This is a genomic window from Streptomyces melanosporofaciens (assembly GCF_900105695.1).
Classification (GTDB): Bacteria; Actinomycetota; Actinomycetes; order Streptomycetales; family Streptomycetaceae; genus Streptomyces; species Streptomyces antimycoticus.
The window spans coordinates 8,080,575-8,105,432 of sequence record NZ_FNST01000002.1 but is presented as its reverse complement, the minus strand read 5'-3'; the positions used below and the strand labels follow the sequence as shown (position 1 = coordinate 8,105,432).

The 24,858-nt window shown below is 71.7% G+C and carries 15 protein-coding genes and 4 pseudogenes; 8 read left to right on the top strand and 11 right to left on the bottom strand.

Annotation, left to right across the window (positions count from 1 at the left end; all coding sequences use genetic code 11):
* Positions 1 to 332: 332 nt before the first annotated feature.
* Positions 333 to 1,271, bottom strand: coding sequence for a GlxA family transcriptional regulator (locus BLV72_RS36980; RefSeq protein WP_342030699.1), 939 nt, complete (start codon positions 1,269 to 1,271; stop codon positions 333 to 335).
* Positions 1,272 to 1,346: 75 nt separating this feature from the next.
* Between BLV72_RS36980 and BLV72_RS36975 the strand changes: the two genes are divergently transcribed.
* From BLV72_RS36975 to BLV72_RS48365, 3 genes are all read left to right on the top strand, one after another.
* Complete coding sequence (locus tag BLV72_RS36975; protein ID WP_093467866.1) at positions 1,347 to 1,820, top strand: winged helix-turn-helix transcriptional regulator; 474 nt, start codon at positions 1,347 to 1,349, stop codon at positions 1,818 to 1,820.
* Between the two features lie 128 nt (positions 1,821 to 1,948).
* Positions 1,949 to 2,572 (top strand): hypothetical protein, encoded by a 624-nt coding sequence (locus tag BLV72_RS36970; RefSeq protein ID WP_093467865.1) that lies wholly within the window; start codon positions 1,949 to 1,951, stop codon positions 2,570 to 2,572.
* Between the two features lie 218 nt (positions 2,573 to 2,790).
* Positions 2,791 to 2,943: a hypothetical protein gene (locus BLV72_RS48365; RefSeq protein ID WP_014057504.1), complete on the top strand. Its 153-nt coding sequence runs from the start codon at positions 2,791 to 2,793 to the stop codon at positions 2,941 to 2,943.
* 70 nt (positions 2,944 to 3,013) lie between these two features.
* Here BLV72_RS48365 and BLV72_RS36965 read toward each other — a convergent pair whose 3' ends face one another.
* On the bottom strand, positions 3,014 to 5,365 hold the full coding sequence (locus BLV72_RS36965) for a glycosyl hydrolase family 95 catalytic domain-containing protein (protein ID WP_342030698.1): 2,352 nt from the start codon (positions 5,363 to 5,365) through the stop codon (positions 3,014 to 3,016).
* Positions 5,366 to 5,706: 341 nt separating this feature from the next.
* Between BLV72_RS36965 and BLV72_RS36960 the strand changes: the two genes are divergently transcribed.
* A complete protein-coding gene (locus BLV72_RS36960; protein WP_093467862.1) occupies positions 5,707 to 6,864 on the top strand; it encodes an alkaline phosphatase PhoX in 1,158 nt (385 codons plus the stop codon).
* A gap of 102 nt (positions 6,865 to 6,966) precedes the next feature.
* On the opposite strand, the pseudogene BLV72_RS46920 reads toward BLV72_RS36960, so the two are convergent.
* Positions 6,967 to 7,128: pseudogene (locus BLV72_RS46920) on the bottom strand (LCP family protein); the annotation flags it as partial.
* 481 nt (positions 7,129 to 7,609) lie between these two features.
* Here BLV72_RS46920 and BLV72_RS48360 point away from each other — a divergent pair.
* Positions 7,610 to 7,753 (top strand): hypothetical protein, encoded by a 144-nt coding sequence (locus tag BLV72_RS48360; RefSeq protein ID WP_167746470.1) that lies wholly within the window; start codon positions 7,610 to 7,612, stop codon positions 7,751 to 7,753.
* Between the two features lie 18 nt (positions 7,754 to 7,771).
* Here BLV72_RS48360 and BLV72_RS36955 read toward each other — a convergent pair.
* From BLV72_RS36955 to BLV72_RS36945, 3 genes and pseudogenes are all read right to left on the bottom strand, one after another.
* Positions 7,772 to 9,216 (bottom strand): annotated as a pseudogene (locus BLV72_RS36955) (3-hydroxybutyrate oligomer hydrolase family protein).
* A 194-nt stretch (positions 9,217 to 9,410) separates the two neighbouring features.
* A pseudogene (locus BLV72_RS36950) lies at positions 9,411 to 10,427 on the bottom strand (extracellular catalytic domain type 1 short-chain-length polyhydroxyalkanoate depolymerase); the annotation flags it as partial.
* A 186-nt stretch (positions 10,428 to 10,613) separates the two neighbouring features.
* Positions 10,614 to 11,342 (bottom strand): IclR family transcriptional regulator, encoded by a 729-nt coding sequence (locus tag BLV72_RS36945; RefSeq protein ID WP_244321196.1) that lies wholly within the window; start codon positions 11,340 to 11,342, stop codon positions 10,614 to 10,616.
* 40 nt (positions 11,343 to 11,382) lie between these two features.
* On the opposite strand from BLV72_RS36945, the gene BLV72_RS36940 reads away from it, so the two are divergent.
* From BLV72_RS36940 to BLV72_RS51230, 3 genes and pseudogenes are all read left to right on the top strand, one after another.
* Positions 11,383 to 12,072: a lyase family protein gene (locus tag BLV72_RS36940; RefSeq protein WP_244321195.1), complete on the top strand. Its 690-nt coding sequence runs from the start codon at positions 11,383 to 11,385 to the stop codon at positions 12,070 to 12,072.
* Between the two features lie 219 nt (positions 12,073 to 12,291).
* A pseudogene (locus BLV72_RS52205) lies at positions 12,292 to 12,354 on the top strand (hypothetical protein); the annotation flags it as partial.
* Between the two features lie 64 nt (positions 12,355 to 12,418).
* Positions 12,419 to 12,541, top strand: coding sequence for a hypothetical protein (locus BLV72_RS51230; protein WP_280143032.1), 123 nt, complete (start codon positions 12,419 to 12,421; stop codon positions 12,539 to 12,541).
* A 28-nt stretch (positions 12,542 to 12,569) separates the two neighbouring features.
* On the opposite strand, the gene BLV72_RS36935 is transcribed toward BLV72_RS51230, so the two are convergent.
* From BLV72_RS36935 to BLV72_RS50515, 5 genes are all read right to left on the bottom strand, one after another.
* Entirely contained in the window at positions 12,570 to 12,776 is a 207-nt protein-coding gene (locus tag BLV72_RS36935) for a type 2 periplasmic-binding domain-containing protein (RefSeq protein WP_093467859.1), read from the bottom strand.
* Between the two features lie 97 nt (positions 12,777 to 12,873).
* Complete coding sequence (locus BLV72_RS48355; protein ID WP_093467857.1) at positions 12,874 to 13,482, bottom strand: LysR family transcriptional regulator; 609 nt, start codon at positions 13,480 to 13,482, stop codon at positions 12,874 to 12,876.
* Positions 13,483 to 13,765: 283 nt separating this feature from the next.
* Positions 13,766 to 14,392, bottom strand: coding sequence for an alpha/beta fold hydrolase (locus tag BLV72_RS36925; RefSeq protein WP_244321479.1), 627 nt, complete (start codon positions 14,390 to 14,392; stop codon positions 13,766 to 13,768).
* Between the two features lie 8 nt (positions 14,393 to 14,400).
* Positions 14,401 to 16,035 (bottom strand): SDR family NAD(P)-dependent oxidoreductase, encoded by a 1,635-nt coding sequence (locus tag BLV72_RS36920; RefSeq protein ID WP_244321478.1) that lies wholly within the window; start codon positions 16,033 to 16,035, stop codon positions 14,401 to 14,403.
* Positions 15,957 to 24,857 (bottom strand): SDR family NAD(P)-dependent oxidoreductase, encoded by an 8,901-nt coding sequence (locus tag BLV72_RS50515; protein WP_483153945.1) that lies wholly within the window; start codon positions 24,855 to 24,857, stop codon positions 15,957 to 15,959. The genes BLV72_RS36920 and BLV72_RS50515 overlap by 79 nt, the downstream gene beginning before the upstream one ends.
* Position 24,858: the final 1 nt, after the last annotated feature.

Here is a 24,858-nt window from a genome sequence, read left to right as displayed (position 1 = left end):
GTGGCCCGAGCCCGACAGATCCGGGTCGCGGCCAAGTCCGTCGACCCGTTGGCCTCACGAGGCTATGGCGGCCTCTCGTGCCTGCCGCATACCTGCACGCGCCACAACACCCTCACATCGGGACTGGATGGGGAGAGCCCTCGCCCGGGGTGAGGATTCCGTACCCGGCCGTGACATCGCCGCGCCGCAGGCATGCGCCTGGGCTCACGCGTCCCGAGGGCCGGTCACGGTGCTGCCTGCGTCCGCTCCGAGTGCCGACCCGGCCAGCGCCGCTGGTGCCTCGGCGTCCGCCACTCCGGTGGTGTGGAACCGCGCCCGGAACGCGCCCGGAGTCACCTTGAGATTCCGTACGAACGCTCTGCGCAGCGACTCGGGGAGCCGAATCCGGTGCGGCGGGCGATCACGGCCATGGGATCGTCGCCGGTCTCCAGCATCGCCTGCGCCGCTTCCAGCCGGATCTGCTCCACGTACCGGGCCGGTGTCGTGCCCACCTCGTCGCAGAAGAGCCGGGTCACCTGGCGGGAGCTGACGCCGGCCCGGCGTGCCATGGCGGACAGTGTGTGGTCGGCGCCGGGGTCCTCCGCGATGGCGTCCAGCACCCGGCGCAGCATCTCCTGGCGCGTGTGCGGAGCACGGGCGCGAACGCTGAACTGGGACTGTCCGCCGGGCCGTTGCATGAAGACCACCATGTCCTTGGCCACGTCGCGCGCCACTTCGGCCCCCCAGTGCTCTTCCACGAGCGCCAGTGAGAGGTCGATGCCCGCGCTGGCTCCGGCCGAGCTCATCATCCTGCCGTCCTGGACGAAGATCGCGTCGGGCTTGACGTGGACGGTGGGGAAACGCAGGGCGAGCTGCCGTGAGTGCCGCCAGTGGGTGGCGGCACGGCGGCCGTCCAGAAGTCCGGCGGCGGCCAGCAGGAAGGTGCCGGTGCACACGGAAGCCGTGCGACGAGAGTGCGCGTCGAGCCTGCGCACGATGTCCAGCAGCGCATCGTCCCTGATCGCCTGATCCCAGCCCGGACCTCCTGGGATCACCAGCACATCGCTGGTCTCGTGCACGTCCTCGACGGCCATATCGGCGCCGAGGCGGGTGCCCGCCGACGTCGTCACCTCGTTGCCGTCGGCCGACACCACGTTCAGCCGGTAGCGGCCGCCGAATTCGTTCGCCGAGGCGAACACCTCGATCGGACCGGTCACATCCAGCAACCGGACCCCGGGGAAGACGAAGATCGTCACGAGGAGTGGGCCGGTTCCGGCGGGCTTGTGGTTCATCGAGGGCCTCCGCACGTGGACAGCGTCGATGCTAGACGTAGTGAGTTTGGAAAACAAACCGACTAGAATCGCAACATGACCGATGTCCAGCCACGTGCCTGCCCCATCGCCGGGACCCTCGACCTCGTAGGAGAGCGCTGGTCGCTTCTGGTGCTGCGCGAGGCATTCATGGGCGTCCGGCGCTACGCCGACATCCGCGCCAACACCGGAGCACCGCGGGACGTCCTCACCAAGCGGCTGAGATCCCTGGAGGCCGCGGGGATCCTGGAGCGCCGCCGGTACCAGGACCGCCCTCCCCGCTTCGAGTACCACCTGACGGCCGCGGGACAGGCCCTGGAGCCGGTGCTGATCGGGCTCCGGGAATGGGGTATCCGGCATCTGCCGGACTCGCCGCCCGCACCGCGGTTCCTGCACACGTGCGGCGCCGATGTGGAGACGCGGGTCGTCTGCGCCGCGTGTGGCGAACCCCTTGATGGAGGCGGACTGGTCACCGTCCTGGAGGAGGCGGACCACGTCAGGTCCGATGGGGACCGTTCGCGGTCCGACTGACGGCCGCGCCGGGGCCCCGAGCCCTTTGATGCCGTTCGGTTACACGACCGGCACTCCACGTACGCCGTGGTGTACGAGGATTCCACTCGTCGCCGGACCGATCTTCAACGGGATGTACGGGGGATTCCATGCACCGTTCCATCGCGGCCGCCGCGGCGGTCGTCACACTCACCGCCACCCTTGTGGCATGCGGCGGTTCGGACATAGGCATCGGCAAGGGCGGGCCCACGAAGAACACCGGCCCCAGCGGCCCCGCCGAACCCGGCGGCGAGCAGGCGCCGGACGCCGCGCCCAGCAGCGCGGCGGCGCCGGTCGGCAAGCTCGGCGACACTCTCGCGCTGGAGGGACTCCCCGGCAATCTGGACACCAAGGGCACGGTCCGGGCCGACTTCACGCTGAAGAGGTACGTGGACCGCGCCCAGGCGGAGGTCGCCTACTTCAAGGCTCCCCCCGGGAAACGCCTGGTCGCGGCGGACTTCACGATCGTCGGCACGGGCACGGGCACCTACCACGACAGCGGGTACAACGGCGCGAAGGTCATCGACTCGACGGGCAAGGGGTACTTCGGCAAGCCCGGGTCCCCCACCGTCGGCGAGTCCCTGGACCTCTCCCTGATCCTCCAGCCGGGCGAGCGGGCCACCGGGTGGGTCATCTTCGAAGTACCGGAGGACGCGAAGATCACGGCCGTGACCTACCAGATGGACGCGACCGGCTTCGACGAGGAGCGCGTGGGCAGGTGGAACCTCGGTTAGCACTCCGGCCCGGTCGCGCGATCGCGCAGCCGCTCAGGTCTCCCTCACGGCCTCCCCGCCGACGCCGGTACCCGTATCGGCGTCGGCGGGTTTTGCGACGAAGGGCCCGGGACGATGCCCGGACGCCGCCGGTCGATTCGGGCTCCGATCACTTCGCCTCGTCGGAGTCCTCAAAAAGCCGCCACACACACCCACTTCTTGCCATATATGGTGGACGGGTGAGTTCACATGACCTGGAGCCCCGGCGTCCGTCCCCGCGGGTGGAGAAGATAGACAGCACGCTGGCGGTACTGATCATCATCGGGATCGCCTCGGGATCGTTCTGGCTGGCCTCGGGCCTCACCTCGTCCTACATGTGGCTTCTCACCTGACACGCGGCTCGGCGGTCAGCGGACCCGGGGCATGAGGCGTCGCCCCGGGCCGCTGGGAGGGGAGCCCGGTTCAGTCCGGCAGCCCCCACGGCTTCGCGTCGCCGATGGCCGGTACGTCGCGCGGTCGCAGATCCGGGTGGGCGCCGCGCGGGGCGACGACGGCCGTCTCCTCCCGGCCGAGCGGGATCTCGATACGTCCGGGTCCGGTCTCCCGGTACCGCAGCCGGCGGCCGTGCTCGTCCCGTACGTCGATGGCACCGGCGATGCCGTGTTGCAGCACCAGCGGCGCACCCGCCTCGCTGTGGACCCGCACCCACCGGGTCCTGCCGCCGGCGCGGTCCGCGTCGACGAGGAACGCGCCCTGGGCGCGCAGGGCCTGGAACGAGACGTCCGGCCAGCGCCGTGACACGGAGGGGAAGACCCGAACGACGCCGCCATGGCTCTGTATACCCATGTCGAGGATCGACTGGGCCGTGCTCAGAGGGCTCTCGATGCCGAGGTTGGTGTCCTCCGCGTACATGGTGTTCGCGGTCATGTAGCAGTCCATGTAGGACTCGTCGAAGAGGTTCCCGGTGAAGGTGGTGAGGAAGTCGAGGGCGTCCTCGGGCCGTCCCATCCGCGACGCCATCGAGGAGGCCGCCGCGTAGCTGTACCCCGCCCAGAGGCCGCGGTCCTCGGTCCAGTGGTCGAACGTGGTCCGCATGATGTCCCGGTCGGCCGGCCGGTCCCAGGTGAGCTCGTGGAGCGGGTACAGCCACAGCATGTGGGAGAAGTGGCGGTGGGAGTCGGCCAGTGGTGTGCCGGCGCCGATCGTGACGCCGGTCGCGTCGCGCGGGTAGTCGACCAGACGCCGCAGGATCTCCCGCCAGCGCCCGGCGCGCGGATTGTCGGTGCGGAGGATGCGCAGACAGTCCAGGAGCGTCGCACAGCCCCAGCGGAGCAGGGAGAGGTCGTAGGTGCAGTCCACCGCGTCCGCGTACTCCGGGGACCGGGTGAGCGGCAGATGCAGCTTGCCGTCGCCCCCCTCGTAGAGGAAGTGGTCGTAGTAGTTCACCGCTTTGACGAGGATCGGGTAGAGGACGTCGCGCACAATGCGGATGTCCATGGTGTGGCGGTAGCTGAGCCAGACGTTGTGCATGGCCCAGGAGAGGTTGCCGTTGTTGTCGGTCTTGGTGGAGGTGCCCGGGACGCCGACGGTGTGGGCGCCGGGGCGCAGCGTCCAGTCGGAGGGGTGGGACAGGGCGTAGATCTGCTCGTTCGGGATCTCGGGCGGGAGGGACAGCGGCAGGTTCTTCTCGAAGTCCTTGAAGGTGGAGGTGACGGAGTCGAGTTCGAGGTGGTTGGAGCCCTGGATCAGCCAGGTGGCGATCTGGACGTTGAGGTTCCACCAGACCGCGGTCCAACTCCCCCCGGTCTCCGGGTACCAGGGTCCCCACTCGGACATCGAGGGTCCTCCGGCGCGGGTGGCGCAGGCGGCCTTGTAGAGCTGGATCCAGTAGAAGTCCTGAATCCGCTTGTCGGGCACGGAGAGCAGGCTGCGCCGGTAGAAGCGGTTCCACCAGCCGCGGTGCGCGCGCACCAGCTCGTCCGGGCCCTCGGCCAGGGTGCGCGCCACCTCGGCCACGGCGAGTTCGGTGGTTTTCGCGAGGTCGTCCGGGTAGCGGTAGACGATGTGCGCGGCGAGCAACCTTCCGGTGCCGACGCGGCGTTCGCGCCAGGCGGTGGCCCACCCGCCGCCGGCGATCAGTGGCTGTTCGACGTAGTGGGTGGCGCCCGCGGAGCCGGTGCGGGGGTCGGGGTTGCCCGTGTAGTCGGCGGGCTTGCCCTTGGTCCGGGGCGAGGCGGCGGGCATCCAGGTGAACGACCAGGCGGCGCTCTCCTCGCCCGCGCTCGGCCGGGTGGAGATCAGCAGCGCGCTACGGGCGTTGTGCACCAGCATCGAGAAGCGGACGCTGCCCCGGGTGGTGGTGACGGTGCCGGTCAGCTCGGCGTCCCAGAGGTCGAGTGTCCAGTCGACATCGGTCACCTCTCCGGCGAGGGTGAGGTCGAAGTGGCCGATGGGCAGCCGTGAGTAGCCGTATGTGGCAGCCCACTGGGGTCGCTGGTCCTGTACGTGATAGTGGCTGACCATCACTTTCACGGAGTTGGCCGTGGCACCCCGGTAGACGTTCGCCCCGAGCAGACCATTGCCGAGGAAGGGGCCGTCCTTCCAGTCGCCGGGCATCCGCCGCCACCGCAGGGCGGCGGCCCTGGCCAGCCGTTCGGACAGGCTTCCCGCCTCGTCGGCCCCCCGGGGGGCTGCCCAGGCGGTGCCGGATCCGCCCAGCGGGCCCGCGGCCCCGAGCGCCACCGCCGAGCCGGCTACGGCCGCCGAGCCGATCACACCTCTGCGAGAGATCCCGTTCCCTGTCGTTGGGGTCACGTATGTGCCTCCCATCTCCGGTGGTGAACTACCCGGCATGGTGCAGGCCGCATGAGCCCCAGGGGAAGACCTCCGACGTATCAGACTTCAGAATTCCCCATATTCGCAGGTGAGTTGGATCCGTTCAGCGACTTCGAGGCGATGAAGGGCACCAGCCAACCGATGTATAGCCCCTGACCACACGAGCCGCCGCCACTGGCCGCCGGACACTCCACGTCCGCGCCATATGTTGTCCAAATCCCGTCAATTCCGCCTACCGGCTGCCTGTCTAGAGTCCATGACCGTGGGACCCCGCCGTCTACCGGCGGCGGGGAACGGTCACGACACTCATGGGAGCCAGAGTGAAACGTCGCACCCTCCTGCGTGCCGCCGTCATCGGCGGCTCCTCGGCAGCTTTCGGCGGAACCTTGTGGCGCGGCGCCGCGTACGCCGCACCGGCGCAGCCGGGCGCCGGCCCGTACGGGGCGCTCGGTTCGCCGGACGCCAATCGCGTACGGCTTCCCGCCGGATTCAGCAGCCGGGTCATCGCCCGTTCGCGGCAGACGGTCGCCGGCACCTCGTACACCTGGCACGACGCCCCGGACGGCGGGGCCTGTTACGCCGACGGCAGCGGCTGGATCTACGTCTCCAACTCGGAGATCAACCCGTCGGGCGGGGCGAGCGCGGTGAGGTTCTCCTCGACCGGGGCGGTCACCGGCGCCTACCGCGTCCTCTCCGGTACCCGGCAGAACTGCGCGGGAGGCAAGACCCCGTGGAACACCTGGCTGTCCTGTGAGGAGGTCGACCGCGGCTACGTGTACGAGACCGACCCATGGGGCGTGAAGGCCGCGGTGCGACGCGACGCGATGGGGCGTTTCAAGCACGAGGCGGCGTCGGCCGATCCCGTCCGCCGGACCCTCTACCTGACCGAGGACGTCACGGACGGCTGCTTCTACCGTTTCACGCCGACGACATGGGGCGACCTGTCCTCCGGCAGGCTGGAAGTCATGGTCGCCGGTTCGGGCACCAGTGGCCCCGTCACCTGGGCGACCGTACCGGATCCGACCGGCGCCACCGCCACCCGCAACCAGGTGGCCGGGGCCAAGCGGTTCAACGGCGGCGAAGGGTGCTACTACGCGAACGACACCTGCTGGTTCACCACCAAGGGCGACAACCGGGTGTGGCAGTACGACGCGGCCGCCCAGACGATCGAACTGGCCTATGACGATTCGCTGGTGACCGGCGGCACGGCCCCGCTGACCGGTGTGGACAACGTCACCGGGGCCGCCTCCGGCGATCTGTTCGTGGCCGAGGACGGCGGGAACATGGAGATCTGTGTCATCACCCCGGACGACGTGGTGGCCCCGTTCCTGCGCGTCGACGGCCAGTCGGGTTCGGAGATCACCGGCCCGGCGTTCTCGCCGGACGGCAGGCGGCTGTACTTCTCCAGCCAGCGCGGCACCAGCGGCAGTTCGTCAGGCGGTATCACCTATGAGGTGACGGGGCCGTTCCGCGGCTGAAGGGCCCGGCGGTGAACCGGGGCCGGAGCCGCTGCCGGCCGAGGGCCCGGCGGCGGCTCCGGAGTACGGGCAGCAGACCGTCCGGCCGCCGCCCGGCGGGGTTCACCGGGTGTCGGTCACGGTAACCGGCTCGTCGTTCTTGAGCTCTTGCACAAGCTGTTCGACCTTGGCCTTGTCCCACTGGAGGTTGCCGCCGACGCTGCCGGAGACCAGCATGTTCATCGACTTGCCGTCGTTGCCGGTGACGTCCTGCATGGCGAAGAAACATCAGCTTGTTGTCGCCCAGCGGGCCCTTGATGTCCCCGGACTCGGAGCCGCGCGACTTCGGGATGGTCACGTTCGAGTCGCGCGGCAGCGATATGAGTGTCGCGGCAATGTCTGCGACGGTGTGAATGACCAGCGCTGTCCTTCAAGGAGGCCGGCGATATGGATGAGCGATAGCCTGACGCGAGACCCGCACGAGGCCAGGGGAAGGGGCTGACCATGACAGTGCCACATACCGAGAATGACGGTCCGCTGATCCCCATGCCTGCCCTCACTCTTCCCGCGTTGCGCCAGGCCGTGGCCACAGTGGTGCCCCCCCGCTTGCCGGAGTTCCGCACGCGGCCGAGGCCGCCATGGACAGCGAGGACGCGGGGGTGCGGGCCCGCGCCATCCGCGAGGCAGGGGAGATCGTACGGGCCGCGCACCGAGAGGTCGCCGGTGGCTGACTGGCACTGGGAAGCCGACCCGGACGGTCTTCTCGATGAACTGCCACCCGGGGCAGGCGCCGAGGCTGGGTTCCAGCCCCGGGCTGCGCACCGAGGCCCAGGGCCATCTCATGCTCACCTGTCTCACCGACGTACGCGGCGAGCGCATCGTGGTACTCCAGGGCACCTGGTTCGGCTGACGGACACCGCCGCCTCCGCTAGTCCAGCGGGCAGCTCGTGAGCAGTGTCGCCTGATCCGCGTCGGCCGGGCGCTGAACGGTGTGGTCCGCCGGGGGCGGCCCTTTCCGGACAGCCACTGTTCCAGTGCCGCGAAGGCGGAGCGGTGGCAGGGGACGATCGGGCGGAGCTTGTCGGGGTGGGCGTCGACGAGGGAGTCGACGTGGGTGCCGTCCTCGATACGGTAGTAGCGCAGCAGGGCGCCACGACCGGCCTGGTGCACCATGCGGGCGTAGACGTCCGAATCCTTGCTGATGGGCAGCAGCGCGTCGAGCGTGCCGTGCAGGGTGATCAGCGGTTTGCCGATGCGTCCGGTCAGTGCGATGCGGTCGACGGCGCGGTGGACCGCGGGCGGCCGGGTGGCGTAGTCGTAGTCGGCGTCACAGCCGGGGGCGCCCGGGGCGCAGTAGGGAGTGCCCGCCTCGGTCGCTCCGTCGAAGTCCGGGTCGGCTTCCTCGCGGTAGATGCGCTGGGTCAGGTCCCAGTAGACCTGGTGGTGGTACGGCCACAGAAACTCCGAGCCCGCCGGGTAGCCGGCCTTGCGCATGGCCTTCCAGGCGTCCTCGGCTCCGGCCCCGCCGGCGGCGTAGGCGGGGTATGCGCGCAGCGCGGGCGGCAGGAAGGTGAGCGGGTTGGGGCCGTCGGTGCGCCACAGAGTGCCCTCCCAGTCCACTCCCCCGTCGTACAGCTCGGGGTGGTTCTCCAGCTGCCAGCGCACCAGGTAGCCGCCGTTGGACAGGCCGGTGGCGAGGGTGCGGACGGGCGGCCGGTGATACCGCTGGGTGACGACGGCCCGGGCCGCGCGCGTGAGCTGGGTGACGCGCTTGTTCCACTCGGCGACGGCGTCACCGGGTCTGCGGCCGTCGCGGTAGAAGGCGGGGCCGGTGTTGCCCTTGTCGGTGGCGGCGAAGGCGTAGCCGCGGGAGAGCACCCAGTCGGAGATCGCGCGGTCGTTGGCGTACTGCTCGCGGTTGGCCGGTGTGCCGGATACCACCAGACCGCCGTTCCAGTGGTCGGGCAGCCGGATGACGAACTGCGCGTCGTGGTTCCAGCCGTGGTTGGTGTTGGTGGTCGAGGTGTCGGGGAAGTAGCCGTCGATCTGGAGCCCGGGAACGCCGCTCGGTGTGGGCAGATCCTTGGGGGTGAGTCCCGCGAAGTCGGCCGGATCGGTGTGGCCCGAGGCCACCGTTCCGGCTGTGGTCAACTCGCCCAGGCAGTCGGCCTGTTGGTGGGCCGCACCCGGTACGTGCGGCAGGGCGGATCCGGGGCAGCGGCCGCCCGGTGCCCCCTCCGCGCCGGCCGCGGGCACCGCCGCGACCGATGCGACGACGAGCGCACAGGCGCCCACGAGCGACCGTACTCCGAGAGCGGCACGCCGTCCGGGCCGTCCGCGGGGTGGGGCGGAGGCCGTGCGGGCTGGAGACATCCGATTCTCCTCCGAGTCGAGTGGTGGACGAACCGGAGGCTAGGGCGCGGTCACCCCACAGGACATATGTGGGCCCGCCATGGCGGCGGCTCCGACAGGGGTGCCGGACACCATGACGGGCCGTTTCGCCTCGCCGAGCACGAAAGCCGCGAGTGTGCGAGCGGGAGCGGCCGCTGTCGGCGACCGTGCCCCTAGCCGCCGAGACCGAAGAACTTGGTGATCCAGTAGCTGGAGCAGATCGAGTCCAGGAAGTACGGGGCGCCGGTGCTGCCGCATTGTTCGGCGCCGGTGCCGGGGTCGACCGGCGTGCCGTGGCTGATGCCGGGGACCTTGTTGACCTCCACGGCCACCGTGCCGTCGGATGCCACGTACTCGTCGTGCTGGGTGGCATTGGGACCGATGCTGGAGGTGCGGGTGGGCGTCTGGGACAGCCCGTGCAATGCCGTCCACTGATCGCGCAGTTCGGTGGCGTTGCGCGGCACGACCGTCGTGTCGCGGTCGCCGTACCAGATGGCGGCCCGCGGCCACGGTCCCTGGTACGACGGGTACGCGTCGCGCACCCGCTGGGCCCACTCGTCCGGACCGAGGTCGAGCCCGGGGTTCATGCACAGGTAAGGGCTGCTGTTCTTGGTGCAGTTGTAGGGCAGGCCCGCGACGACCGCGCCGGCGGAGAAGACATCGGGGTAGGTGGCGAGCATGACCGAGGTCATGGCACCGCCGGCGGACAGTCCGGTGATGTAGACCCGCTTGGAGTCCCCGCCATATGCCGACACGGCGTGGCCGGCCATCTGTCGAATCGACAGGGCCTCGCCCTGGTCACGCCGATTGTCGCCGGCCTGGAACCAGTTGAAGCACTTGGTGAGGTTGTTCAACGAGGTGGTTTCCGCGAGCACCAGGACGAACTTGTCGCGGTCCGCGAGCTCGGGCAGTCCTGAGTTGTCGGCGTAGACCTGGGCGCTCTGTGTGCACCCGTGGAGCGCGATGACCACGGGCGCGTTCGCGGGCAGCGACGCCGGCTTGTACACGTACATGTTCAACGCCCCAGGGTTGGAGCCGAAGTTGCTCACCTTCGTGAGGGTGACCGCGGCGTTCGCGGCGGGCGCGGGCCCGGCGAGAACGGCTCCGAGCACGAGGGCGGTGACGGGGAGGAGCCGGGCCGCGATGCGGCTCCATCGGCTCCGTGGCGGTACGTGGCGTGGGGGGACTGTCATGGAAGGCTCCTTCGGTCGATGCGCTCCCGGTGTTCCTGAGGCCGCCGACGCGTCGCTGTGCGCCGGAAGCACCAGACGTGGCCGGAACCGTAGAATCGGCCGTGGCCCCTCGCCATGGCCCTGGGCACCACAAGCGAATTCGCCGCCGTCGGCGTCACACGGATTGCGCGGTCGAGGACCGATCTGCTAATTGGCTCGGCCGCCCCAAGCCGGCCACCTGCCATGTCGGCGCTGGGGCGCGGGCAGCCCGATGTTCCTGCGGATCGCGGCGCTCGCCGACTTCAGTGGTTTGGCGATGTCCTCCACCCGGTGAACGAGTCGCGAGGTGGGGCCGGAAACGTTCACGACCGCGATGATCGAGTCGTTGCGGTCGCGTACCGGTACGCCCACCGAGGTGAGGCCGGCCTCGGCCTCCTCACTGGCGACGGCGTAGCCCCGCGCTCGCTCGGCGCGCAGACGCTCGAGAAGCTCGCTCAGCGTGGCCGGGGCGGCGAGAGCCGACATCGGCGCGGTGAGATCGTTGGCCGTCAGCTCCTCGACCAGCGCGTCATCGCTGTCGAACAGCAGCGCCCGCCCGGAGGCGGTGCAGTGCATCGGGGAGCTGCGTCCGACCCATCCGCCCGCGCGCAAGGACTGGTGGGACTCTTCTCTGAGTACGGTCAGCGAGCGGTTTCCCTGCTGCACGGAGAGAAGGGCGACTTCACCCTTCCGGGACACCAGCGTCTGCAGCACGGGCCGCGCGGCGTGCAGCAGCGGGGTGTCGCCGGCCCCGGCGGCGAGGATCAGCAAGGACCAGCTGAGCCGATACGCCCTGCTTTCGGCGTTCTGCTCGACCAGTCCGCCGCGCTGCAGCGCGTGCAGCATGCGCGAGACCTGGCTGCGCTCACGGCCGACGGAGCGGGCGAGCTCACTCACGGTGTGCTCGCCGCTGGGGCCACCGCCTTCGGACGGTCCAGTGCCTCCCACCACGACCGACGCCGCGACAGCGCCCCCGCTCTACGGCGAACAGACAAGGCTCTCCCTGGGGAACGTTCCGGCGCCTGGCCGGACCTTCGGACAGATCTCCGCGTTCGTCCGCAACTACGTGCTCGTCAAGCAGGCCGCGGCTCAGGCCAACCACGCCGTGGGTGTTCTGGACCCGGAGCGGCGAGACGCCATCGTCGCGGCATGCCGCGAGATCGTCTCCGGCGAGCACGCCGAGCAGTTTCCGTCCGCGCTCGTCCTGGGCGGCGGCGGGACGACGACCAACATGAACGTCAACGAGGTCATCGCCGCCCGGGCCTCGCAGCTGGCCGGCTGTCCCGTCCATCCGAACGATCACGTCAACGCCTCCCAGTCGACCAATGACAGCTATTCCACCGCGATGGCGCTGACGGTCATGGACCTCGCGGAGCGCCCGATCGCCGCGCTGGAGGAGCTCGCCCGCACGCTCGAGGCGAAGGGGGAAGAGTTCGAAGAGACGGTGCACCTCAGCAGGACCTGTCTGCGGGACGCGGTCACCCTCACCGCGGGCCAGTCCCACCGCGCCCAGGCCGCGGCCCTCCGCCGCACCGCCGGCAGCCTGCACGCGGCCGTGGCGTCCATGCACACGGTGCCGCTGGGAGCGACCGCGATCGGTACCGGGGCCGGAGCCCCCCGCGGCTAACACGAGCGGCTACGAGACGGCGACCGCCCGCCTCCGCGACCGGACCCGCGCCTCCGCGGCGGGAAACGGAGCGTGCCATGACTGACCAGATCGTGCAGACGAACCGTCCGGTCGCCTACGACGACGCCCCCTTGACCCGCTTCCACATCCGCGTCGCCGTCGCCGGGACCGGCGGCCCTGGTCACGGAGCACTCTCCCCGGCAGTCCCGCGGCCGCCTCATGAGCCTGCTCGCCGTGGCCTGGGCCGCCGGCTATGTCGTGGCCTACCTCGTCGGCTTCCTGCTCACCCAGGTAGGCGGCGAGTCGTGGCGGTACATGCTCGCCGTCAGCGCGATCCCCGCCCGTCGTGGACGCGTACGGCATCGACATCGCCCTCGGCGGATGCGTCGCCGTTCTCGCCGTCGGCGGGCTCATCTGCTGGGCATGGGCACCGGAGACGGGCAAGGAATCACTGTCCGAAGATGCCTGAGCCGCTCGTCGGGCCACGCCGCGCCGGGTCAGAGTCTGAGGCCCGCGGAGACCTCCAGGATCTGGTGCCGAAGCCAGCGGTGGGCCGCGTCCTGGTTGTTACGGGGATGCCAGTACATGGCCTCGGTCAGCGTGGTCATGGGCACCGGTAGCGGCATCGTCTTGAGCCCCGTCCCCTCGGTCTCACGCGCGAGGAGTCCCTGCAACACGGTGACCAGCCGGGTCCCGGGCACCACATGGGGGCCATGGCGAAACCCCCGATGTCGGCGGCGACCCGGAGCCGGGCGCCGAGGCGGTCGAAGTAGGACTCCACGATGGAGGTCATCGGCCCGTTCACCCGAGAAACGGCAGCCGTCGCATCTCCTCGACGGTGATGGTGTCGCCCACCCCGGGGTGGTTCTCGTCGACGGCCACCACGAACTCGTCGGTGAACAGCGTCTCGCTGAAGAAGCCGGACAGATTCTGGGCCAGACTGGTCGGCCAGATCAGCAGATCGCACTGTCCCCGGCGGAGCTGGTCGACGAAGTCGGCTTGCGCGGGGAAGACGTTGATGCGGATGTTCAACGACTTCGCCTCCACTTTGCGCAGAATGGGCCAGATCAGCACCGCCTGGGCGTAGTCGCTGGCGATCACGGTGAACGTGCGGGGAGGGCCGTCGGCGGGATCGAACGTCCTGCTCGCGCCCATGACGGCCTGGACCGCCGCGAGGGCCTCCTGCGTCGGCCGCACCAGCGACTCGGCCAAGGGGGTCAGCGTCATCCCCCGCCCCTGCCGCACGAGCAGCGGATCCCCGAAATGGCTCCTCAGCCGGGCGAGAGAGGCGCTCATCGCCGGCTGTCCCACGAAGACCCGCTCGGCCGCCCTGGTCACACTGCGTTCGGCCAGCAGAGCGTCCAGGGCGATGAGGATGTTGAGATCGATATTGCCAAGGTCGTCCGACATGTGTGCGCCGCTTTCCCAGGGGACGGTCACGCCCGCCGGTATGGTGCCCGGCAGGCTGTCGGCTCGCGCACGCGGACGCCCGCGGGAACGGCCTGACTCACATCTTCCGGTTCGCCGCGGGCATAACGTCGGCGAATCAGCAAACGCCAGGGCTTTCCCCAGGGGTTCGGGTCCGCCGGTGGCGGAGCCGCCCCGGGGCGCGCGCCGCGCCGATGTGCCGCGGCACGAGGGGGCAGCCGCACGCCACCGGGGGTTGTCGACCGGCCGAAGCGGCCTTCGGGCCTCACACCACCCTGTGCCCGGCCTCGGTCAGCCACTCGGCCACCAGGGCGGCCGTACGGGAAGCGTGCTCCTCCATCAGGGTGTAGTGATCACCGTCCGTGGTGCGGATATCGGCCTCCGCGACGACCGGCGCGGAGCCGTCACCGGCCAGCAGGGGGACGTCGGCCCGTACGGACAGCACAGGCACGGGCAGCGGCGCCGCGGACCACCGCGCGAACAGGTCGCAGTTCCATGCCATCGCCGACAGTCCGGTACCGGTCAGGCCCCGCACCACGTCGCGGCGGTCCGTCATGCCGCGCATCAGCGCGGTGACGAACTCGTCCATCCGGTCCGGCGGGGGCAGATACGTGTCCAGCAGAGCGACCGACCGCACCGGCGCGCCGCGTTCACTCAGCAACGCGGCCATCGCCAGGGCGAGCAGCCCTCCCGAGGAGTATCCGACCAGGACGAACGGGTCGTCCCCGGTTCTGGCCAGGACCCGTTCGGTCTGCACCTGGGCCAGCACCTCCCCCGACTCCGCCAGTGGCTCACCGTCGAGGAATCCCGGGGTGGCCAGGACGTCGACCGTGCGGCTGCCCCGGAATCCGGAGGCGAACCGGGCGTAGGTGTAGGCCCCCGCCAACGGCACCAACGGGGTCAGGCAGACCAGCCGGGGGCTTCGGCACCCGAGACCAGCGGGGTGAAGGCAGGGGTGCCCGGTTCGGCCCGGAAGGTCGGACGGTTGCGGGCGACGGTACGCAGCAGGTCGAACGCCCGCGGCCCGTCGCCCGCTTCGAACGCCGCCGCGCACAGATCGGCGACCAGGTCGGTCGAGGGTGGTGCGGGCGCGGTCGCCGCGTCGGGTTCGGCGCTCAGGTGGGTCAGGAGGTGCTGGGCGAGCCGGGCCGGGGTCGGGTGGTCGAAGGCGATCGAGGTGGGCAGCCTGAGCGAGGTGGCCGAGGCGAGGCGGTTGCGCAGTTCGACGGCGGTCAGGGAGTCCAGACCCAGCTCCGCGAACAGGCCCGCCGGGTCGATCTCCTCGGTGCCGCCGTAGCCGAGCACATCGGCCGCCGTGGCGCGCACCATCTCCAGCAGCCCCTCCTCGGTACGCGCCGGTTTCGCGGCGGCGGTGCCCGCCGCCTTGCGCGGCCCGCGCACCAACCCGGCCATCAGCCGCGGCGGGTCCGGCAGATCGCGGAAGGCCGCCAGGTTCAGCCGAGCGGCGACGACCTGGGCCTCCCCGCAGGTGGCCACGGTGTCGAAGATCGCATGGCCCTGCTCCTCGGCCAGCGGCAGCAGACCCGAGCGCGCGAAGCGCGCGTGGTCGAGTCCCGCGGTCATGGCGCTGGGGAGGTCCCACAGCCCCCAGTCGATCGACACCGCGGGCAGCCCCCGCGCCCTTCGCTGCTGGGCGAGGGCGTCGAGCACGGCGTTGGCGGCGGCGTAGTTCCCCTGTCCCGCCGCGCCGAACACACCCGCGGCCGAGGAGAACAGGACGAAGGCGCTGAGGTCCAGGTCCTGGGTCAGCTCGTGCAGCAGGTGGGCGCCCCCGGCCTTGGGACGCAGCACCGTCTCCAGCCGGTCGGCGTCGAGTTCGCCGATCGTCGCGTCGTCGAGCACTCCCGCGGCGTGCACCACGGCCGTGAGCGGGTGCTTCGCCGGGACGGCGCCCAGGACTCCGCCCAGTGCCGCGCGGTCGCCGATGTCGCAGGCGGCCACGGTCACCGCCGCGCCGGCCCCGGTCAGTTCGTCCCGCAGTTCCCGGGCTCCGGGTGCGTCGATCCCCGTGCGGCTCACCAGGACGAGGCTGCGCACGCCACGTGCCCGTACGAGATGCCGGGCCAGGGACGCGCCGAGTCCGCCGGTGCCACCGGTGAGCAGCACCGTGCCGTCCGGGTCCAGGTCCCGGCCGACGGTCAGCACGACCTTGCCCACATGCCTGGCCTGGCTCAGATAGCGGAACGCGCTCGGGGCCCGGCGTACGTCCCACGTGGTGACCGGCAGGGTCATCAGCTCACCCGTGCCGAACAGGGTGAGCAGCTCGGCCAGCATCTCGCCGATCCGCTCCTCCCCCGCGTCCGACAGGTCGAACGGCAGGTAGTCCACGCCGTCAGGGTGGTTCTCGCGGACGTCGGTCCTGCCCATCTCCGCGAACCGGCCGCCCGTGCGCAGCAGCCGCAGTGAGGCGTCCACGAACTCGCCCGCGAGCGAGTTCAGCACGGCGTCCACTCCCGTGCCGCCGGTGACCTCGGTGAAGGCCCGCTCGAAGTCGAGCGTCCGGGAGGAGGCGATGTGGTCCCGGGCGACCCGAGTCCGGCGACGGCGTCCTGTTTGGGCTCGCCGGCGGTGGCGAACACCTCGGCGCCCCACACCCTGGCGAGCTGGATCGCCGCCATGCCGACACCGCCCGCGCCCGAGTGCACGAGGATCCGCTGCCCCGGTTGCAGGTCGAGCAGATCGCGCAACGCGTAGTAGGCAGTGAGGAACACGGCGGGCACGCTCGCGGCGCGGGCGAAGCTCCAGCCGTCGGGGATCCGTGCCAGCAGCCGCTGATCGGTGACGGCCATCGAACCGAACGCGGCGTCGGCGATGCCGAAGACCCGGTCGCCGGGGCGCAGGGCACGCACGCCGGGACCGACGTCGAGCACCACTCCCGCGGCCTCCACGCCGAGCCGGGTCAGATCGCCGGGCACCATGCCGAGGGTGATCAGCACATCCTTGAAGTTCACCCCGGCGGCACGGACCGCGATGCGGACCTGCCCGTCGGTCAGCGGCTCGGCCGTACGAGGGGCGAGCGCGAGATCATCCAGGCTGCCCGTCGGCGAGGCGGTGAGGTGCCACGCCTCGCCGACGGGCGGTTCCAGCGCGGCGGGTCGCCGGGTCAGCCGTGGCGCATACCGGTCCGCGCCCCGCAGGGCGATCTGCGGTTCCCCGGTGGCCAGGGCGGCGGAGAGGTCGGCCGTGGTGACGGGCCGGTCGGTGTCGAGGAGGACGAATCGTCCGGGGTGCTCGGACTGCGCGGTGCGCACCAGGCCCCACACCGCGGCCCGGTGGGGCACCGGTTCGTCCGCGGGCCGCACGGCCACCGCGTCGCGCGTCAGCACCACGAGCGGTTCGGGACGGTCGGCGGCGATCGTGGCCTGGACCGCGGCCAGGATCCGGTGCAGTGAGGACGAGTCGACGGCCGTCAGCACGATCGACCTGCCCGAGGGCACGGCGGACGCCTCGGGGAACACCGGAACGCCGAGGCCATGGTCGGCCTCGGGGCCGTCGAGGACCGCCCACGCGCGGTCGCCGGTGGGTTCGGGCTCCGGAAGCGGGACCCAGCCCACGGTGAACAGCGAGTCCGCGGGCAGGGCGCCCGTGCCGAACTGGGCGAACGGCCGGGTGAGCAGGCGGCCCGCGTGGAACACGAGCGCTCCCCGACCGTCGACGGCGGTGATCGACATCGCGTCGGGCCCCGCCGGGGCGAGACGGACGAACAGCTCCCGCGCGCCGCGCGCGTGGAGTTCGACATCGGACCACAGGAACGGCAGTCCCGGCTCGTCCCCGCCGGCGAGCGTCATCGCCTGGCAGGCCGCGTCCAGCAGCGCGGGATGCAGCTGGAACCGGTCCGCGGGGACCGCGTCGGCCAAGGCCACCTCGGCGAACAGCTCATCCCCCGCCCGCCACGCCGCGCGCATGCCGCGGAACGACTCGCCGTACCGGTAACCGACGCTGTCGAGTTGCGCGTAGAAGGCATCGAGTGCGACCGGTTCGGCGCCCGGCGGCGGCACCGGCGTGAGCGGAGGAAGCGGCGACGCCGACGCCGAGAGCCGACCCGTGGCATGACGCACCCAGTCGTGCTCGCCCCGGCTGTGCACGGAGAACGGGCGGTCCCCCGACGCGTCGGGGCCGTGCACGGTCAGCTGGATCCGGATGTCGCCGCCGGTCAGTACCAGCGGCGCCGCCAGGACGAGTTCGGCGACTCCACGGCAGCCGGTCTCGTCGGCGGCCCGGACCGCCATCTCCAGGAACGCCGTGCCCGGCAGCAGCACCGAGTCCCGCACCACATGGTCGGCCAGCCACGGATGGGTCCGAGTGGAGAGGGTGCTGGTGAACACCACGTCCGGCGAACCGGCGAGCTCTTCGGCGGGGCCCAGCAGCGGATGTGTTTGGCCGGGGCGCCGCGGTGGCTGGGCCGTCGGCCAGAACCGCTTGCGCTGGAAGGCGTACGTGGGCAGGGCGACGGCCCTGCCGCCGGGCAGCGCGGGGCTCCAGTCCACCGCCACCCCGCGAGTGTGGGCGTCGGCGAGCGAGCGCAGGAAGCGGTCCATACCGCCGTCGTCACGGCGCAGCGACGCGACGGTGTGCACCTGCTGGTCCAGTGCCTCCGCCGTCTCGTGCAGGGCCGCCACCAGCAGCGGGCGCGGGCTCATCTCGATGAACACGGTGTGCCCGTCCTCGATCAGCCGGCGGCCGGCCGTCTCGAACAGCACCGGGCTGCGCAGGTTGCGGTACCAATAGGGCGCGTCGAGGGCAGCGGTGTCCAGGCGTTCCCCGGTCACCGTGGAGTAGAACGGGACGCCGGTGCCGCTCGGGCTCAGTTCGGCCAGCTCGCCGAGCAGCGCGTCCCGGGCCGCCTCGACGGCGGAGGTGTGCGAGGCGTAGTCCATCGGCACCCGCTTGGCCGCGGGCACGGCTTCCAGCACGCGGTCGAGCGCGCTGTTGGGCCCGGCGACCACCGTGGACGAGGGCCCGTTGAACGCGGCGATCTCGACGCCCTCGAAGCGGACGTGTTCGGCGGGGACCGGAACGGACAGCACCCCGTGGTCACCTGAGAGGCGATCGGCGATCACCCGGCCGCGTCGCACGACCGCGACCGCCGCCTGTTCGAGTGGCAGCGCGCCCGCCACGCATGCGGCGGCGTACTCGCCGAGGGAATGCCCGACCACGGCGGCCGGAGTCACGCCATAGGACTCCCACAGCCGGGCCAGCGACACCATGACGGCGAACAGGGCGGGCTGGACGACATCGGCCCGCCGCAGCATCTCCTCGTCGCCGAGCGCCTCCAGCAGGGCCCAGTCGGCCTCGGTGGCCATCGCCCGCGCGCACTCGGCCATCGAGTCCGCGAACACGGGTGAGGACTCGATCAGGGCCCGTCCCATCCCCGCCCAGCTGGAGCCCTGGCCGGGGAAGACGAAGACGGGGCGCTGGTCCTGGCCATTGGCGACGGCGGAGACCACCGAGGGCGCGGATGCGCCCCTCGCCAGCGTGGTGAGCCCGGTGGCCAGTTCGGCGCGGTCCCGGCCGAGGACCACGGCCCGATGGGATTGCTGCGACCGTGTGGTGACCAGGGACCAGCCGATGTCGATCGGGTCGGTCCCGCCGTCCAGCAGCGCGGACAGCCGGCTGGCCTGCGCGGCGAGGGCGGCCGGTCCCCGGCCGGATACGGCCAGCGGGATCAGCGCCGTCTCCCCGGTGGCGCGTGGCTCGGCGGGCGGTGGCGTGTCGGCCTCCAGCACGACGTGGGCGTTGGTGCCCGAGATGCCGAACGCCGAGACCCCGGCCCGGCGCGGAGCGCCGGTGTCGGGCCACGGAGTCCTGCCGCGGGCCAGCCGGACGCTGCCCGCCGTCCAGTCCACGTGGGACGAGGCCGTGGTGGTGTGCAGGGTCGCGGGCACGGTGCCGTGGTGCATGGCCAGCGCCGTCTTGATCACGCCCGCTACACCGGCGGCGGCCTGGGTGTGGCCGATGTTGGACTTGAGCGTCCCGATGAGCAGGGGTCGTGTCCGGTCCTGCCCGTAGGCCGCGGAGAGTGCGTGGGCTTCGATCGGGTCGCCGAGGGGTGTCCCGGTGCCGTGCGCCTCGACCACGTCGACGTCCCGCGCGGACAGGCGGGCGTTCGCCAGGGCTTGGCGGATGACCTCCCGCTGGGCACGGCCGTTGGGCGCCGACAGGCCGTTGGACAGGCCGTCCTGGTTGATGGCCGAGCCACGCACCACGGCCCATACGCGGCGTCCCGCGGCACGCGCGTCGGACAGGCGCTGCAGCACGAGCATGCCCGCGCCCTCGGCGAATCCGGTGCCGTCCGCGGAGTCGGAGAACGCCTTGCACAGGCCGTCGGGGGCCAGCCCGCCCTGGCGGGAGAACTCGGCCAGGCCCAAGGGGGTGGTCATGACCGTGACCCCTCCGACGAGCGCCGTGGTGCAGTCGCCGTTGCGCAGCGACTGTGCGGCCAGGTGCAGGGCGACCAGCCCGGAGGAGCACGCCGTGTCGACGGTGACGGCGGGGCCTTCGAGTCCGAGTGAGTAGGCGACCCGGCCGGAGAGCACCGAGCCCGCGCTGCCGGTGCCCGCGTGGCCGGTGACGTCGTCGGCGTGGGCGCCGGTGAGGAGCGCGTAGTAGTCCTGGCCGGTGCTGCCGAGGAACACTCCGGTGCGGCTGCCGGCCAGGCTGCCGGGCGCGATGCCGCCGTGTTCCAGCGCCTCCCAGGAGGTCTCCAGGACCAGTCGCTGCTGGGGGTCCATGGCCAGGGCCTCCCGGGGCGAGATCCCGAAGAACTCCGCGTCGAAGGCCGCGATGTCGTCCAGGTAGGAGGCCATGGTCACGCAGTCGTCGGGCAGGGCGGCGAGGTCCCACCCCCGCTCGCGCGGCGGCGGTCCCACGGTGCTGCGTTCCTCGGCGAGCAGCTGCCACAGTTCGTCGGGCGAGGTGACGCCGCCGGGAAGGCGGCAGGCCATGCCGACGATGACGATCGGATCGGTGGTGACGGCCGGGTCGGCCACCGTGTGGGGAGGGGGCGTCCCGTCCGGTGTGCCGCCACCGGTCTCCGCGCGCAGGTGGTCGGCGAGCGCGGCGGGTGTCGGGTGGTCGTAGACCACGGTGGTCACCAGGGAGAGCCCCGTCACGGCGTTGAGGCGGTTGCGGAAGTCGACGGCGGACACCGAGTCGAATCCCAATTCGTGGAACGGCCGGTGCGGGTCGACATGCGCCCCGGAGGCGTAGCCGAGCACGGCCGCCGTCTGGGCGCGGACGACCGCGAGCGGATCGGTGGCGTCCGCAGGGGCGGCCCCTTCGGTGAGCAACGAGCCGACCTCGGGGATCTGCGAGAGCGCCGGATTCGGCCGCAACGCGGTGACCGCCGTGTGGTAGCGGTCCCATACGATGTCGGCGAGCACGATCGCGCCGTCGCCGTGTTCCACGGCCGTCCGCATCGCCGCGGTCGCGTCCTGCGGGGACATCCCCGGGACTCCGTGCCGTCGCGCGGCCTCCCCGAGAGGGCCGTCGCCCATCCCGTCCCCGGCCCACACGCCCCAGCCGATCGACGTGGCCGGCAGTCCCTGGGCACGCCGGTGTTCGGCCAGCGCGTCCAGGTAGGCGTTGGCCGGTGCGTAGGTGCCCTGGCCCGAGGCGCCGACCGTGCCGGCGAGCGAGGAGAACAGCACGAACGCGTCGAGGTCCAGGTCTCGGGTGAGCTCGTGCAGGTTGGTCGCGCCCTGTGCCTTGACCGCCAGGACCCGGTCGAACTGCTCCATGGTCAGGGCGTCGATGGCGGCGTCGTCCAGTACGGCGGCGGTGTGCACCACGGTGCGCAGCGGTGTCGCCGGGTCGATGGAGTCGATCACTTCGGCGAGGGCGGCGCGATCGGACAGGTCGCAGCGGACGATGCTGATCCGCGTCCCGAACTCGGCTATTTCCGCGGCCAGTTCACTCGCTCCGGGGGCTTCCGTCCCGCGCCTGTTCACCACGATCACGTGTTCCGCGCCCTCGGCCGCCAGCCAGCGCACGACATGCCGGCCGAGTCCGCCGGTGCCACCGGTCACCAGGGCGGTGCCGCGGACCTGCCAGTCGCCGCCGCTCTCCGGACGCACGGGGGCCCGCAGGATCCGTCGTCCGAACGCTCCGTTCAGGTCGATGCGGACCTGGTCCTCGTGGGTGTCGCCCGACAGTACGGCGGCGATCCGGCGCCGGCCGATGTCGTCCAGCGGTTGCGGCAGATCGATCAGACCACCCCAGGAGCGCGGTCGCTCGAACCCGGCCACCCGGCCGAATCCCCACGTCATGGCTTGCGCCGGGGAGCGCGTCGCGTCCCTGGTCACACACCACAGCGGTGCCTCGACGCCCGCCGCGCCCAACTGCTGCACCAGCCGCACGGTCCGGGCGAAGCCGCGGGGGACGGCGAGGTGGTCCTGCTCCGGGTCCTCGTCGTGAGCCAGCAGCGCGAGGACACCGGCCGGCTCGGGGAGGGCGGTGAGGTCGACCTCACCCGGCGCCCGGACGGCCACTTCGGCACCGTAGCCCCGCAGCGCTTCGACGACGCTGTCGGACCAGGCATCGGGCGTGTCCGTGACGACCAGCCAGGTGCCGTTCAGCACCGGATCGGCGGACTGCCGCAGCGGCGTCCAGTCGGCCCGGTAGCGCAACCGGTCGAGGCGGCTTTCCGTCACTGCGGGGGCGCTGGTCGTCCGCTCCGCGGGCGTCACCCAGTAGCGCTCACGCTGGAACGGGTAGGTCGGCAGCTCCACGGCGCGGGCCTCGGGCAGCGCCGCGGTCCAGTCCACCGGCAGGCCCTGCAGATCGGCGGCGGCCAGCGAGGTGAGCATCCGGTGCAGCCCGCCGTCATCGCGGCGCAGGGTGTCCAGCACCGGGCCCGCGGCGGTGGTGTGCGCGAGTACGGGGTGCGGGCTGACCTCGACCATGACCCCGTGTCCGTCCCTTACGAGGACGTCCATCGTGTCGGCGAAGTTCACCGTCTGCCGCAGGTTGCGGGACCAGTACCCGGGGTCCAGCGCCACCGTGTCCAGGCGGGAGGTGGTCACCGTGGAGTAGAACGGCACGTTCCCCTGGCGGGGCCGAACCGGTGCCAGCGCCTCCAGCAGGTCGGCCTCGATCCCGTCGACATGGGGCGAGTGGGCGGCGAAATCCACCCCGGCCAGCCGCCAGCGCATGATCCCGGCAGCCGACAGACGGCGCTCGACGTCGTCCAGCGCCGCCGGGTCACCGGAAATGGTCACGTTCTGCGGCCCGTTGACGGCGGCGATCGACACGGGGCCCTTCCCCTCGTCCGCCAGCAGCTCGCGCACCCGGTCCGGCGGGGCCATCACCGACATCATCGCGCCACGCCCGGACAGCCGCTCGCGAATGAGGCGGCTGCGCAGCGCCACGATGCGGGCGCCGTCCTCCAGCGGCAGGCCACCGCTGACGCAGGCGGCGGCGATCTCGCCCTGGGAGTGGCCGATCACCGCGGCGGGCTCGACACCGAACGAGCGCCACAGCGCGGCGAGCGAGACCATGACCGCCCACAGCGCGGGCTGCACGATATCGACCTGGGCCAGCGCCTGTTCGTCGGACAGCACCTCCCGCAGCGACCAGTCGACGTACGCGGACAGCGCCTTCTCGCAATGCTGCATCGACTCGGCGAACACCGGTGACTCGTCCCACAGTCGGGCGCCCATCCCGGCCCATTGGGAGCCCTGTCCGGGGAAGACGAACACGACCCGCTCCCCGCGAGCCCGCTGACCGACTCCGAGCACCCGCTCCCCCAGGGCGACGGAGTGCAGCGCGTCCAGCGCCTCGGCTCGGTCATGCACCGGCAGCACGGCCCGGTGCGGAAACCGCGCGCGCGTGGTCGCCAGCGTGAACGCGACATCGGCCACCGGCTCCTCGCGCTCGAGCAGATGCGCGCGCAGCCGGGCCGCCTGGGCGCGCAGGGCGCTCTCGGACCTGCCGGACAGGATGAGCGGCACCGGGCCGGAGTGCTCCGTGCGGGGCTGCTCCTCGGGCGCGGGGACGTCCTCCACGATGACATGCGCGTTGGTCCCGCTGATCCCGAACGACGAGATGCCCGCGCGGCGCGGGCGGTCGACGGCGGGCCAGGGCCGGGCTTCGCGCAGCAGGCGCACCGGGCCACTGGACCAGTCGACGTGCCGGGACGGCCGCTCGACATGCAGGGTCATCGGCAGCCGCCCCGCGCGCAGCGCCTGCACCATCTTGATCAGGCCCACCAGCCCGGCGGCCGACTGGGTGTGCCCGACGTTGGACTTCACCGAGCCCAGCCACAGGGGGTGCGCGCGGTCCCGGCCGTAGGTGGCCATCAGGGCGTCCGCCTCGATCGGGTCGCCCAGGGTGGTGCCGGTGCCGTGGGCCTCGACGGCATCGACCTCGTCGGCGCGGACCCCGGCGTCGGCGAGCGCTTGCCGGATGACCTCTTCCTGCGCGGCGCCGTTGGGCGCGGAGAGCCCGTTGGAGGCACCGTCCTGGTTGATCGCGGACCCGCGTACGACGGCGAGTACCGGGTGCCCGAGCCGCTGGGCGTCGGACAGCCGCTCGACGAGCACCGCGGCGACGCCCTCGCCGAAGTTGGTGCCGTCGGCGGCGTCGGCGAACGCCTTGCAGCGCCCGTCGGCCGCCAGGCCGCCCTGCTTGGAGATTTCGACGAACCCGTGCGGTGCGGAGATCACCGAGACACCGGCGACCAGCGCCTTCGAGCAGTCGCCCTTGCGCAGCGCCTGGGCGGCCAGATGCAGGGCGACCAGACCCGATGAACAGGCGGTGTCGACCGTGACAGCGGGGCCGCGCAGGCCGAAGGTGTAGGCGACCCGTCCGGAGGTGACACTCGGCGCCGTACCGGTGGCGACATAGCCCTCCGCGGCGTCCGGGTTGTCCAGGAGGCGGATCAGGTAGTCGCCCGGTCCCGCACCGACGAACACGCCGGTGCTGCTCTCCCGCAGCGCGTCGGGCGCGTATCCGGCGCGTTCGAACACCTCCCAGGCCGCCTCCAGCAGCAGCCGCTGCTGCGGATCCATCGCGGCTGCCTCGCGGGGCGAGATGCCGAACAGGTCGGCGTCGAATCCGCCCACGTCGTCGATGAAGTAGGCGTCCGTGGCGAAGGGGCTGAGGGATTCCAGGTCCCAGTTCCGGTCCCGGGGGAAGGGCGTGAGCACGTCCCTGCCGGAGTCCACCAACTGCCACAGCTTCTCCGGCGAGTCGGCGCCGCCGGGCAGGCGGCAGGCCATCGCCACCACGGCGATCGGCTCCCTGGCCGCTTCGGTCAGGGCCCGGTTGTGCTCCCGCAGTCGCTCGGTCTCCTTGACCGAGGAGCGAAGCGCGTCGACCAGGCGGTCGGGTGAGATC

What these genes read in the sequence shown, in the direction of transcription:
- BLV72_RS36980 (WP_342030699.1), bottom strand. Translation starts at nt 1,271, where the DNA reads ATGAACCACAAGCCCGCCGGAACCGGCCCACTCCTCGTGACGATCTTC.
- BLV72_RS36970 (WP_093467865.1), top strand. Translation starts at nt 1,949, where the DNA reads ATGCACCGTTCCATCGCGGCCGCCGCGGCGGTCGTCACACTCACCGCC.
- BLV72_RS48355 (WP_093467857.1), bottom strand. Translation starts at nt 13,482, where the DNA reads ATGTCGGACGACCTTGGCAATATCGATCTCAACATCCTCATCGCCCTG.
- BLV72_RS48360 (WP_167746470.1), top strand. Translation starts at nt 7,610, where the DNA reads ATGAACTGCCACCCGGGGCAGGCGCCGAGGCTGGGTTCCAGCCCCGGG.
- BLV72_RS36975 (WP_093467866.1), top strand. Translation starts at nt 1,347, where the DNA reads ATGACCGATGTCCAGCCACGTGCCTGCCCCATCGCCGGGACCCTCGAC.